General features: G+C 37.5%; 10 protein-coding genes, 2 tRNA genes and 1 pseudogene. 8 read left to right on the plus strand and 5 right to left on the minus strand.

Going from position 1 to position 13,568, the window contains the following annotated elements:
• Window positions 1-270: 270 nt before the first annotated feature.
• Window positions 271-998: pseudogene (locus HE1_RS02930) on the plus strand (IS5 family transposase); the annotation flags it as partial.
• A 323-nt stretch (window positions 999-1,321) separates the two neighbouring features.
• On the opposite strand, the gene HE1_RS02935 reads toward HE1_RS02930, so the two are convergent.
• Window positions 1,322-1,393 (minus strand) — tRNA-Glu (locus HE1_RS02935).
• 244 nt (window positions 1,394-1,637) lie between these two features.
• Here HE1_RS02935 and HE1_RS10325 point away from each other — a divergent pair.
• Window positions 1,638-1,763, plus strand: coding sequence for an IS630 transposase-related protein (locus tag HE1_RS10325; RefSeq protein ID WP_162531217.1), 126 nt, complete (start codon window positions 1,638-1,640; stop codon window positions 1,761-1,763).
• A gap of 182 nt (window positions 1,764-1,945) precedes the next feature.
• On the opposite strand, the gene HE1_RS07200 is transcribed toward HE1_RS10325, so the two are convergent.
• Entirely contained in the window at window positions 1,946-2,119 is a 174-nt protein-coding gene (locus HE1_RS07200; RefSeq protein ID WP_084490966.1) for a transposase, read from the minus strand.
• A gap of 934 nt (window positions 2,120-3,053) precedes the next feature.
• Between HE1_RS07200 and lepA the strand changes: the two genes are divergently transcribed.
• From lepA to HE1_RS02965, 5 genes are all read left to right on the plus strand, one after another.
• Complete coding sequence (lepA, locus tag HE1_RS02945) at window positions 3,054-4,859, plus strand: translation elongation factor 4 (RefSeq protein ID WP_035544553.1); 1,806 nt, start codon at window positions 3,054-3,056, stop codon at window positions 4,857-4,859.
• 695 nt (window positions 4,860-5,554) lie between these two features.
• Entirely contained in the window at window positions 5,555-7,036 is a 1,482-nt protein-coding gene (locus tag HE1_RS06470; protein WP_162531218.1) for a trypsin-like peptidase domain-containing protein, read from the plus strand.
• Window positions 7,023-7,526, plus strand: a complete 504-nt coding sequence (locus HE1_RS02955; protein WP_006292176.1) for a transcription antitermination factor NusB — start codon at window positions 7,023-7,025, stop codon at window positions 7,524-7,526. Before HE1_RS06470 ends, HE1_RS02955 begins: the two co-directional genes overlap by 14 nt.
• Window positions 7,527-7,729: 203 nt before the next feature.
• The gene (gene dapA, locus HE1_RS02960; protein ID WP_162531219.1) at window positions 7,730-8,602 is read left to right on the plus strand and encodes a 4-hydroxy-tetrahydrodipicolinate synthase; all 873 of its coding nucleotides are present in this window, start codon (window positions 7,730-7,732) and stop codon (window positions 8,600-8,602) included.
• 60 nt (window positions 8,603-8,662) lie between these two features.
• Window positions 8,663-8,736 (plus strand) — tRNA-Arg (locus tag HE1_RS02965).
• Between the two features lie 332 nt (window positions 8,737-9,068).
• On the opposite strand, the gene HE1_RS02970 is transcribed toward HE1_RS02965, so the two are convergent.
• A complete protein-coding gene (locus HE1_RS02970; protein WP_035544558.1) occupies window positions 9,069-9,671 on the minus strand; it encodes an outer membrane protein in 603 nt (200 codons plus the stop codon).
• Window positions 9,672-9,711: 40 nt separating this feature from the next.
• Window positions 9,712-10,335 (minus strand): hypothetical protein, encoded by a 624-nt coding sequence (locus HE1_RS02975; RefSeq protein WP_035544560.1) that lies wholly within the window; start codon window positions 10,333-10,335, stop codon window positions 9,712-9,714.
• Window positions 10,336-10,629: 294 nt separating this feature from the next.
• Between HE1_RS02975 and lipA the strand changes: the two genes are divergently transcribed.
• Window positions 10,630-11,514 carry a lipoyl synthase gene (gene lipA / locus HE1_RS02985; protein ID WP_006292171.1) on the plus strand — a complete coding sequence of 295 codons (885 nt, stop codon included), beginning with the start codon at window positions 10,630-10,632 and terminating at the stop codon, window positions 11,512-11,514.
• Window positions 11,515-11,635: 121 nt separating this feature from the next.
• On the opposite strand, the gene HE1_RS02990 is transcribed toward lipA, so the two are convergent.
• Window positions 11,636-13,120, minus strand: coding sequence for a leucyl aminopeptidase (locus tag HE1_RS02990; protein WP_006292169.1), 1,485 nt, complete (start codon window positions 13,118-13,120; stop codon window positions 11,636-11,638).
• Window positions 13,121-13,568: the final 448 nt, after the last annotated feature.

The following is a 13,568-nucleotide window of genomic DNA, read 5'->3' on the forward strand; positions in this document are numbered from 1 at the left end:
TGCGCGGTTGATAGTTTTAATGCGGATGCCATTCTATTTAAGCTGTTTGTTATACACCTAAGATAAACTTCTCCTTTTCTTAAAAGGCAATCATTATACGCTTATTTAGCAATGGGAATTGGTGTAAGATTAAGCCTATGGAGTTAGCTAAATGATAGGGGACGAAGAAGTCTAATGAATAAATTTTTCGGTTTTTTGTCGAAAAAATTGCTGTCATCACGAGATAAAACATGATATGATAAAAATCAAGAATTTTATTTTTTAGAAGAGATGACGCAATTGCACAGAATGCACGATATATCAGAAAAATCTTAGAAAATTCTGGAGCCTTATCTGTTGGGGAGGAAAAGCGAAGGACAATCGTGAATTTGTAAACGCTGTTTTTTGGATTTTAAGAACGGGGTCCCCTTGGCGAGATTTTCTCCCTGATTATGGAGATTGGAAAAATAAGGACAGAAGATTTTGCAGATGGCGAGATAAAGAAATTTGGGAAAATCTTTTGGAAAAACTGATTGTCGATCCAGACTATGAGTGGTTGATGGTAGATGTCAGTCATACAAAAGTGCATATTCATGCAGTAGCGGCTAAGGGAGGAAACCAGGACATGGGCCGCATAAAAGAGTTCTTAACACGAAGCTATAATTTGGCTGTTGCTGCGCATGGCATGTCGGTCAGAATATTATAACATCAGGTGCCGTTACTGATTGCAAACAAGCTAGCCAGAGTGTTGAAGAAATGGGTGCTCAAAATACTTCTTGCAAGTAAAGGATATTATACCAATCAAATGTTGACAAGGCAAGAAAAAACAAAATAAATCTTGTTATTCTTCCAAAAAAAACAAAAGAAACAAAGGGAACACGAAAAGATATTTACAAACTTAGACATCTTGTAGAGAACGCATTTCTTCACCTGAAACGCTGAAGAGGAATTGCTTGCGATACGAAAAAAATACTTCTTCATTTATTATTTCTGTTCAAATTAGACGCCTTTTACTTTGGGTGAACCTCTCGTGGCAACACTATCTAGAAGTTCTGATTTTAAAAACAATATCCTGTGGGAAATCTTTAAAATTTTATTGATAATTTTTCTGTTGGGGAGGTAAAAGACAGGATTAGAGAACTTTTTAAAAAAGAATCAGTAAGCTTAATTGTGAGGCATTGTTTGCTTGTTACTAAATCCAAAAAAGTTTTATTAAAGACAAAAAACAATAACAGAAAAAAGCGATATATTTTTTCTTGAACTTTTTTAAAGTATATGAATAGCTAATATTTACTTACATTATCATAAAAAAAATTTTTAAATTTAAAAATCAGACAAAGCGTACCTTCTAGGGGATTTGAACCCCTGTTTCCACCGTGAGAGGGTGATGTCCTAACCACTAGACGAAGAAAGCATAGTAAGATTCTAGCACATTTTTTCATAAAAGCAATTCCGCGATGCTCTCTATAAGATTCAAAACGCTTTTTTTTAAGAAGTTCAGATTTTTTGTGTCTGGAATATTCTGTACTATGCTTAATAAGCAAGAAAATTTAAAAATCTAAACGGTTTATTAGTATTGTTATCTGTTATATACCTTATCTAGTGTATAGTAACTTAGCTTGAAAATGGGGCAGAGTGGTACTATTTTTAACAAAAAAATGACAAGGAAACAAAGCAGCTTCGATCTAAGGGGGCGAGTAATAGAATATATTGAACTTGGTAGCGATCAAAAAACGACATCCAAAATATTTAAAGTTAGTAAAAGCAGCGTAAGTAGGGGGTAAGATACAAAAAAGAAGGGATAATTAGGTCTACCCCACGGTTGGGAATAAGGTTCTATAACGGGCCTTACACAAGAATGTGCTTACAAAAAAACAGTCAGAGCGCCTTTGTATTCATACTTCACAAGGGGACTCAGGTGGATCAAAGATAAACTCTTATTCTTTGATTTCAGCGATCTTTTAAACTACCTGAAAAAAAGTGAGGGGGAGTATGATATTGTCCACCTCTTCATATTAGCCCAGAATTTCTCTATTGGATTCAAATCAAGAGAGTAAGGAAGTAAAAAAATTATACTGCATTTTACAGATTCTATTAATTTTTTACTTCTCTTGAATTTATGAAAATAGGCATTATCCATAATAACACCTTGACTAGGCTTTCTGTATTCATGATTTAGCTATCTTTCTTAATAGGCTCATGGAATGGGATATCATACTCATGTTTTCAGAAGTCGCTAGGGCAATTTCATAATCTTTAGATACCCTTCGAAAATGATTTAGCTATCCTATGTTCTTTCGACGATCTAACGCTTTGGAAGTATGGCCCATCCTTATCCTTGAGATATACGCTCTGAGACTGCTATAGTTTTATTCAATAGAGTTCTCACAAACTCCCTTTAATGTAGGATAATTTTTGCACCGCTTCCTTAAAAACTCTGTACCCAGCACCTGTGTCATTGGCCTTATGAACCGTGATATGGAGCAGATTGCCTTGCCTATCAACAACACTATGCCGTTTACGTATCTTTTTTTCCCCCCTCTATACCTATTTTTTCGGAGGCTCCTGTGAGTTTAACACTTGTTTTAACACTTTGTGAATGATGCTTATAGCTGGGATTCTTACTCCTTTCATACTTAATTCGGCTTGTCTTAACAAGTTCATGCATCACTTTTTCCCATACACTCTTAATCCTACAAGGTCTATAAAACGAATGTACCGTCCATTGACAACCGCTCTTGATTATATAACATACTGCATTGCCCCTCTTTTTTGTTGTATTTGCTTCTATTGTCATGCTTAGATAATTCTTCTTCTACACCTCCAAGCCTTTTATATCATACTTTTTTATTCATGAAGACAGGTTCTTAAAACCCATTTCTATTATCCAAAAATAGATTGCTCATAACACTAATTTTGGATTGATCTTATAAAAGCTATTTGCAATCTTTTTCTCGGAAGCCTTGATTTAGGACTTTTTTGTGTAATTTTAGAATTTTCTTTGAAATGTGCGCTCTAGAAATATTCAAACAATCCTTGTATGATAAAGCACGGTACCATTGCTTTATCGTCTTATGCACATTAATAAAAATTTTATTCGTAATTTTGCCATCATTGCCCATATTGATCACGGAAAGTCTACACTGGCAGACGCACTAATGCGGATTTGCGGTGCTTTAGAGCAACGTCATGAAAAAGAGCAATTTTTAGACAATATGGATATAGAAAGAGAGCGAGGCATTACCATAAAAGCTCAAACTGTTCGGTTAAAATTTAAAGCGCAAGACGGGAACGTATATCAACTTAACCTGATGGACACGCCAGGGCATGTAGATTTTTCTTATGAAGTTAGCCGTTCTTTGGCAGCATGTGAAGGGTCTTTATTGGTGGTTGACGCTAGCCAGGGGGTTGAAGCACAAACCCTAGCCAATGTTTATAAAGCGATAGAAAATAATCATACGCTGATTCCCGTTCTTAATAAAATGGACTTGCCATCTGCGGATCCTGAAAACATTAAAATTCAGATTCAGCATCTTATTGGTATTCCTGCAGAAGATGCTATTGAAGTTTCTGCTAAAAAAGGTATAGGAATTGAGGCTGTTTTACAAGCGATAGTGGATCGATTACCTTGTCCTCAAGGGGATGAAACCGCTTGCTTAAAGGCTCTGCTGGTAGATAGTTGGTATGATGCCTATTTGGGAGTCATTTTGTTGGTTCGAATAATTGACGGAATAATTACTCCCAAAAAGAAAATTCGCATGATGGCTGCAAACGCCGTATACACAGTAGAGCAAATCGGTGTATTTACCCCCTATCCCAATCCCGTAGAACACTTGGCGTGCGGAGAGGTAGGGTACATCATTGCTAATGTTAAGGCCGTAGGAGATTGTCATATTGGAGATACAATTACAGAAGAAAACAGGCCTGCCGAAGAAGCGCTTCCTGGATTTAAATCTTGTACCCCTGTAGTGTTTTGCAGCTTGTTTCCTGTGGAAGCTGGGGACTTTGATAAACTAAAGGAAAGTTTAGCTAAGCTTCACCTAAATGACGCAAGTTTTTCCTATGAAATGGATAGCTCTAATGCTCTAGGGTTTGGTTTTCGGTTAGGATTATTAGGGTTATTGCATTTAGAAGTTGTTCAAGAACGATTAGAGCGGGAATTTGATCTAGATCTTATTATTACAGCTCCAAGTGTTATATACAAAATTCAGTTGCAAAACGGCACTTGGATTGATCTTCATAATCCGTCTGACATGCCTTCACCCAACGAGATAAAATCAATGATGGAACCTTGGATCAAAGCAACGCTTTTTGTTCCAGATGCTTATGTAGGGTCGATTCTTACCCTATTGGTAGAAAGAAGAGGAATTCGTGAAAGTCTGGAATATGTTACTCCCACCCGGGCGCTGATGGTCTATAGAATGCCCTTAAATGAAGTGGCTTTTGATTTTTATGATACTTTAAAAAGTTTAAGTCGTGGCCATGCTAGCTTTGATTATGAAATGAACGGGTATGAAGAAGGAGAGCTCGTATTGTTGTCCATTGCACTTAATGGAGACCCCATTCATGCTTTGTCTTTTGTAGTCCCTAAAGTTAGAGCATATGACAAGGGAAGAGCGATTTGCGAAAAACTAAAAGAAATTTTGCCACGGCAGCTTTTTCCTATTGCAATTCAAGCAACAGTGGGGGGAAAAATTTTGGCCAGAGAAACCGTCTCTGCATTGCGAAAAAATGTAACTGCTAAATGTTACGGTGGTGATATTACGCGAAAACGCAAATTACTTGAAAAGCAGAAAGAAGGAAAAAAGCGTATGCGACAATTTGGAAATATAGAAATTCCTCAAAAAGCGTTTATTGAGGTGCTAAAAATAGGAAAGTAAAATCAGCGTACGAGGCGTGTCAGGGGGAAGTAATTTTTTTTAACGTAGCAGAAGGTGAATCACGCATACTCACAATGTTCTTTTCAAGTAAAGAAAGACGCAAAGAGCAAAGTCAAGTAGCTTTTGGGCTTCATTTCTTTGAAATGTTAACGAGGTTAAGTAGGTATTGGCAGGAGATGTTGTTTTTTTTCTACAAAAAAAGTTTTTTGCACTAAAAAATTAAATACAACCTTCTTTAAAAATTTTGTGTTCTCTATAAAAGAGACTATTTATTTTGAAAATTTTCGGATCTATTTATTTTTCGTAAATTTCATCTTTAATTTACTCATTAAGAAAAATTATTTCTATGGGAATAAGTAAATAATGTTAAGGGAAAAAATTAATGCTAGAAAGAGTTAAATTAGAAAGAGTTAAATAAATTGATAAATAAAATAAATAAGAAAAGAACGTACCAGTTAAAGAGATTAAATGTTTTACCCCCCCCAACACTGTATGGAAAAAAATAATATTTTTCATACACTTTTATGGGCTTTATATTACAATAACTTTATTATTATTTGTGTTAGTCGGTTTTTAATAAAAAAATATTTTTTCTATCTTGATTTTTTATTAGAAAAACAAGATAATAAATAATAGAAGAAAAATAGGATTTTTGGGATCAAAAAAACATGATGATTAAGCGTATAATTTTTTTTATGGCCATAGCGTATGCCGAAATGTCTTGTGGGCAAAAAGAATACAAATCAGAAGAGCCTCCTTTGATGCTGTCAAAAATTCAAGATGAGTTTGCCCGTCTAGTTGAAAAATTTCTTCCTTCTGTTGTGAATATTGAGGTTGCTTGGGATGAAGTAGCTCATGATTCCTTTGGGGACAATGATTTTTTACAAGATTTTCTTGAAGGATTTTTGTTTCGAGATAAAGATTCTTCAGGAAAAAAGCGAGGATTTAGAGGGGGGGGACCGAAAATTCCTCAAAAACAGCGTGTTGCTTCTCAAGGTTCTGGGTTCATAATAGGGTCCAAGCCTTCAAAAGAAGGAAAACAAAAAACTATTTACGTTGTGACGAACAAGCATGTTATTGAAGGGGCTTTGAAGCGAAACAGCAGTTCTGTATGTCGTCCCGGATCAAAAGTTAAAGTACGCCTTCAGTCTGGCATCAGTTACGAAGCTGAAATTTTAGGCAGTGATTTAATGTGCGATATTGCTGTCTTGGCGTTTAAGTCTGAAGAATCTCATCCCGAGCTAACCTGGGGGGATTCTGGAGCAGTAAAGCAAGGGCATTTTGCACTAGCTGCAGGGAATCCTTTTGGCCTGGGAGGAACAGTAACCGTTGGGCGTATTTCTTACAAAAATAGGGAATTTGGATCAGATAACGGAGACAATACAGAAGGGCCGGATCTCTTTCTTCAAAGTGATGCTGCAATGAACAAAGGAAATTCTGGTGGGCCTTTGCTAAATATCTATGGAGAGGTAATCGGTGTTAATACCGCCATCTTTAGTCCCACAGGAACTTATGCGGGTATTTCCTTTTCTGTTCCCTCAGCGCGAGCAAAGATCGTGGTAGATCAAATCATTGAAAAAGGTTTTGTGCACCGCGGAATCATTGGAGTATTTTTACACCCTAAAGAAGTGTATGGAACCGAGCATATGAAAAAAGGTATGCGGGGAGTTCTAATTAAAGAAGTTGCTCCAGGTTCTTCTGCAGATAAAAAGGGAGTTCGAGCGGGAGACGTAATTCTGTCTGTCAACGATACTCCAGTAAAGCATTGGATCCAAGTTCGTTCTATCATCGGATTTATTAAGCCCGGACAGTCTGTAAAACTAACGATATTGAGAGGAAAAAATCAGCTGAATATAGATGTTCCAGTGGAGTCTTTTTCGTCTGACACCTTGCAAAAAACCAATCAATTTATGGGAGTATCTTTTGGGACGAATTCAGGAAAAGTGGTAATCCAACAAATTGAAGAAGACTCTTTATGGAGAAGCACCTTAATTGAAGAAGATGAAATTCTTCGTTTAGGAGATCAAGATGTAAAGGATCCTAAAGTTTTTGTAAGCCAACTTAATCAATTACAAGAAAAGGGGATTAAACGAATTATTTTAACTTTAAAAAGAAAGGGAAAAGAAATATCTCTTGTTCTTCCATTAGATCATGGAGGAGAGTATGAATCTTCGTGATTCTTGTGTTCAGGAGGATCTGACTTCAAAAAAGAAGAAACCTTTTTCTTCTCGTTCCGTTGCAAGAGCACTTGCCATACAGGGGGTGTTTATGATCGATGGCCCTTGTGTTAATGGGTTGCAAAGATTTTTGCGTCCTATTATTGAATGTGGAGCTCACGCTTTGTTTCGTGACGATGGTGATGATACGTTTTATCCTTTTGATACAGTTTTTGCACAAAATATTATTTTTGGAGTTCAGACTCACAAAGATTTATTGCAAGAAATAATTGAAACAGGATTGTCTAAATTTCGGACCGTACTGTATCTGGAAGAAGTTACAAAAAGTATTTTGCTGTGTGGCGCATGGGAGCTAAAGTACGCTACAGAAAATCCTGTATCCGTAATTCTGTACGAGTATGTTCAGTGGGCAAAACATTTTCTTCCAGAAGGAGGGTCAGGATTTGTACATGGCGTTTTAGATAAGATTCGTCCCGTACTGCGTGGATGAAAAGTAAAATTTTAGTGTGAGTGTAGGTTAGATCTAAGTTTGAAGGGGGCGGATGGAATTTTTTACTGATAAGGAGATAAGAGTGATGGCGTAATAAAGGGGGGCCTCTTGATTTTAACTGTCAGAGCGCCTTAGAATAGTCAGGACTTATTTAAATTTTTAGCATCGTGAATAATTACACCCCCTTTTTAAAAAATCCTTTGGTGTGGACCGCGTGTATCACGCCTTTTAAGGATCACAGTTTGAATATTGATTACGAAGCCTTAGAGCGAAATCTACGTAAACAAGCAGCATGTGAAAACGGTATTATCTTGTTTGGAAGCACGGGGGAAGGCCTTTCTCTGTCTATAGAAGAAAAGAAAAATATTTTAAATTTTGTAAGGCGACTAAGTTTGGATGTTCCCATACTTTCCGCAGTTCCTACGTATAGCCTAGAGAGTGCTATGGATTGGATTAAACAGTGTCAGGACTATGAACTTCAAGGGTATTTAATTAGTACGCCTTTATATACTTGTCCTGGGGCAGAAGGGCAGACTCAGTGGTTTCAAGCATTACTGACCATTGCTCAACGTCCTGTTATGCTGTACAACGTTCCGCGGCGCACCGGGGTTAAGCTTTCTGCTGAAGCTTTATCTGTTCTTAAAGATTATCCATTTTTGGTAAGTTTAAAAGATTCCAGCGGATGCCTTTCCACAGCCTTTGAGTACATAAAGACTGCTCCAAGAATTGATTTGTTGTGTGGAGACGATCATTTGATGCCGGCCTATAGTACATTAGGATCCAAAGGGTTAGTGTCAGTTTTATCTAATGTTTGGCCAAATTTTGTAAAGTATTATGTTCAAGAAAGCTTAGAAGGAAAATGGAAGAAATCTTTTTTCTGGAATGCTCAACACGCGCTTTCTTCAGCTTCTAACCCTGTTCCTGTGAAAGCATTGATGCGTCTTTTGAATTTGATTTCTTCAGATATGGTGCGCTTACCTTTGTCAAAGAATGATATACCAGATCTGCAATCTTTACGTGTTTTACAACAAAGCGCTTTAGAAGAAATGGAATCTTGTGGATTGTCTGAGGTTTAATATTTAGGTAGAAAATAAGTCTATAAATTTTTAAAAAGTTTTGTTATAATGCACCTTGAAGCGCTCGTAGCTCAGCTGGATAGAGCACAGGATTCCTAATCCTGTTGTCGTGGGTTCAAATCCCGCCGAGCGTACTGTTCTATAGAAAGTTATAGAAAGTTTTTTCTTTGGAAATCTGTGATAGACCGGTCTAAAAAAAGAAAGTTTAGGACGGTGGGGTAAAGGTAATAATTTGAAAAAATTGAGTTAATTTTTTGTTAAATTGAAACAAATAAAATAAAAGGATAGATTTTAGGGGATATTTAATTTCAGCGGTTTAGACTATAGAAGTCGTTGGCAAAGATTTTTTTTAAGAGGCATTGTATAAGATAAGCATCACGACCTTTTATGAACTACGATTTTACCGACGATCTTTATCCTGCTTTGATAGAGTGTCGATAAAATTTTATGCAGGCGTTTTATGTTTCTATTTTTTACCAAACATATAGGTCAGTGTCACTAAAAACAAGTTGGCGTTGGTCTTTGACGATGGAGTTCCCAGATGGTACAAATTTTTTGGAACTATTGAAGAAAATTCGCTCCAGTTTTTTTTGCTTAGCCATTGGCGCTGGTATTCTAATCCTAATGAAACGCGTTGATTTAAAGCGTACCGCGCCCCACATGCCAGCATAGATCCTGGAACGGTTTTAGATAAGTTACCATAAGATTTTTCCAGAGGATTAAGATAAGAAAAATTTTGTTTTTGTAGTACAAGTCCAGGACCTACAAAAAGTTGCAAGCTCTGACCAATTACGTATCCGAACTCAAAGATAAATTCTGTAAACCATTTGTTCTTCAGACAAAAAACAACTTCTGTTTGACCTTCTTTTTCAAGAATATTGTAAACGTCTCCATTAGTGCTTACAGCACTAGACTTATACTTTATTTTGGAATAATCGTTATTAATTCCAAAAACACAGCGAAATCCCATTGTGTAAGAATTAAACTTTTTTTGCATTAACAAAGCTAAATTCCAAGAAAACCCACTATGATTTTTCGTTTCTCCATTTTGGCCAAAATCTATCCACATATTTTCAGCGCCTTCCGTTTGGGAGGTCGATACCTTGGCTCTAAGACTTGGGTGGGGGGGGTGCACCATCTGTTTGCGTGTTAAGGCAGCCGTGTTTCCAGTTGCGTGGGGGGGGGTGCACCATCTGTTTGCGTGTTAAGGCAGCCGTGTTTCCAGTTGCGTGGGCACCATCTGTTTGCGTTAAGGCAGCCGTATTCCCAGTTGCCTGGGCATCTGGATCAAGTGTTATGACTAAATGATCATTTAGTTTGTCTGTAGCAAATGCGGTTGTGGGATTTGAAGGGTAAGGGTCTGCCCCTATCCCCAAACTTCCTGCGTAGACGCCGGAACCATCAATAAAATCGAGGCCAGAAAGTTTGAACGGATCAAAATCAGGGTTAACAATATTGTCCTCTCGGTATGAAACTTTATCGACCCAATCACCACTAGCACTGCCAAAGTGAATATGGTATTTAGTTGAGTGAGGCGTTGGCGTTGGTCCAATGCCATTCATTTTGGATGAAGCAAGGGTTCCTGTTCCTTGGGATTGCGTAGAAAGGTTTGCGCCACCGATTCCCACAGAAATACCAATTCCTGATGAAAAATTCTCTTTTAACGCATTTACTTCGTGCGTTAAAGAAAGAAAAGTTAAGAAAAAAATTATTTGTTTTGAACGATATACCATTTGAAAAAAGTCTAAGTTATCAACGAAGCAATTGAACCATGGTTAATATCAAAATGATGTTAACATCTAAAAATTTAATAAAAATCTTATGTGCAATAATAAATGAATAAAGCAAGCAAAAATCAAAAAAACTTAATGACATAAGTGTAACGGAAAACCAGCACAAAGGGGGGGATTCATTAAGCAAGCAATGCATCATGTTTTTATCCTCAGCTTTCTTATAGTACGCTTAATCTTTTTCTTTTTGTTTTGTTATGCTAGGATAAAAAAAGATAACTGTAAGAGATTTTGTTTATGGCTCGTCTTGAAAAGCCTTCCTGGCTTCGGGTTAAAGTGAAATTAACACCTGAATATTTGGAAACTCAAGAACAGGTTCGACGCCTTGGGCTTTCTACCGTGTGTGAAGAAGCAGCATGCCCAAATATTTCAGAATGTTGGAGCAAGAAGCACGTAACAGTGATGATCCTTGGAGAAATTTGCACCAGAGCATGCAGATTTTGTAATGTCAAGACTGGAACCCCCACTAAGGTTAATACAAAAGAACCTGAAGAGGTTGCAGAGCTTGTTCATAAGTTTCAAGCACGCCATGTTGTTATTACTTCTGTAGATAGGGACGATCTTCCTGATGGGGGGGCGCAACAATTTGCCGATGTTATTCGTGCTGTTCGAAGCGTTAGCCCCAATACGACTATTGAAGTGTTGACTCCAGATTTTTTGGGAAAGGTTGGTGCGTTAGAGCGCGTTGTAGAGGCAGAACCAGATGTTTATAACCATAATGTAGAAACTGTTCCTCGTTTATACGCTCAAGTGCGTCCCCAAGCGCGGTATTTTAATTCATTGTTTTTGTTGAAGCGTGTAAAATTTTTAAATCCAAAGATATTTACAAAGTCGGGATTAATGTTGGGGCTTGGGGAAGATCGAAAAGAAATTAGTCAAGTGATGAACGATTTGCGGGAAGCGGAAGTAGATTTTTTAACCATTGGACAGTATCTTCAGCCTAGCCCACACCATCATCCGGTTTTACGCTATGTTCCAGAAGATGAATATTTACGCCTAGAAAAACGTGCATACCAGAAGGGATTCTTGATGGTGAGCGCTTCTGCATTTACACGCTCTTCTTACCATGCAGAATATTTATTTAATCAGCTAAAAGCTAAAAAATTAGCATCTTCTTCATAGAAAACCACATCTTTACGAGAATAGTTCTGATGCGCACATCAAGGGATGAGGAAAGGATAAAAAAACTCTTCCCTTTTTTGGTCATACAAAAGGGAAGGCGTTGCTTAAATAAGTAATATTTTTATGAACAGCATTTTCCTTGGTTACAGCACCCAAAAGTCTGTTTTTTTAAGAGAAAAGAGTACAACGTTTGAACTCCAAATCCTGATCCCCCTTTAGGACACAACAGGTGATCTGCAGTTAAATGATCTACACTTGCAATATCTAGATGGATCCACTTTTGTTCTGGTTTAATAAATCGTTTCAAAAATTGAGCTCCAATCGAACTTCCAGCACCATATCCAGGACTGGCTATATTTTTCATGTCGGCGCAATCACTATCTAAAGCACGATCAAAGGCTGAGTCTAAAGGAAGATGCCAAAATTTTTCTCCTTCCTCTTTCCCACAGGTTCTAATGGCTTCAATAGTTTTTTCACAAGTTCCAAATATTCCTGCGTATTCCGGCCCAAGGGCAACCCTCACGGCTCCAGTCAACGTGGCGACATCAATAATAAGATGCGGATTAAATTTTTCTTGGGCATACCACAGTGCGTCTGCTAAAATCAAACGTCCCTCTGCATCTGTGTTTAAAACTTCAATGGTCTGACCTGATAAGGAACGCACGATGTCTCCAGGGCGTTGCGCAGTGCCTGAAATAGCATTCTCTACCAGAGGAATTACCACAGAAAGATTTAATGGAAGCTTATCTATTGCTGCTGCTCGAATAACGCCCGCAACTACTGCTGCTCCTGACATATCCATTTTCATACTTTCCATTCCCGAGGAAGGTTTAAGGGAAACCCCCCCTGTATCGAACGTTACTCCTTTTCCAACAAGCGTTACCCAAGGTGCATCACAGGAAGCTGCCCCATGCCATTGAAGAACTGCAAGACGTGCTTCGTGAATGCTTCCTTGAGCTACTCCTAGTAACGCTCCAAAGCCCAAAGACTCTAAAGAAGCCTTCTCGATTATTTCAACGCGAATTCCAAATTCAGAAAACTCAGTAAGATCTTGAGAAAATTTTTGAGGAGTCAATATATTGGCAGGCTCATTGCATCGTTGTCTTGTCCAATGAATACTTTCAATGCTTGTGCGATACCGTTCTATCTGTTGCGTTAAAGAGGGGGCGCCCTTAATGGACTCATTGTAAATAACGTAAAGATCTTTACAAAAAAGCTTAGGCAAAGGATTGGATTTTGTTCGATACCCATCAAACCTCCATCCTTTAAGCATTAATCCGTAAAGCAGCTCTTCGGGAAAAGAAGACCAAGGTAAAATTTGCAAAGCACTGTAAGATAAGGATTGGCATAAATTCCACAGTGCACCTCCTTGACAGCGGATCTCATACACAGATTCGAAGGTGCCCACATCTAAGAATATGATTCGTTGTCCTGATTCAACACAAATATCAACGTATTTTCCTTTTCCAAGTTTAAGCATAGAAAGCGCTTGCTTTACCGTATCTGACTGGGGAATAAGAGATTTTTCTCCAAGAATTTCTCCGTCACAGACTGCTAAAACAAGGGGAATATTTTTCTGGATGTCGGCTGTAATATGAACGTGCATGTTGATAATATCACTAATTTTGCTCTTTTTAATTATGGTATAATATGTCTTGGAAATCAATGCGGAACTGATAAAAGTGCTGAAAGTTATAGAAACAAATGTTTTAATTTTACTTTTGTAAAAACAGAGCTTTAGAAAAAAATATAAAATCAGAAATAAAAGCAATATCGGCTTATAAGTGCAAAGGGTGAACCTTCAATGAAAAAAGAAAGAGCAGTAAGAAATTGATTTAAAGCTGATGCTTTTTCAAAAGGATGGGTAATGAAAGAAAGCGAAAAGAAGGAATAGGGATGATGTGTCAAAAGCACAGGTAAAAAAAAAGTAAAACAGGAAGAAGAAAGAGGGGTAAAGAAAGGTATTGAGGGTATATTAAACCTCCAGAGCGAAAATTAGGATATTTTTTATGAAGATGAACAAAGGTTTTTTCTTTATGAATGTGGGGATAGGT

Origin of the sequence: Holospora elegans E1 (genome assembly GCF_000648275.1) — a bacterium.
Classification (GTDB): Bacteria; Pseudomonadota; Alphaproteobacteria; order Holosporales; family Holosporaceae; genus Holospora; species Holospora undulata_A.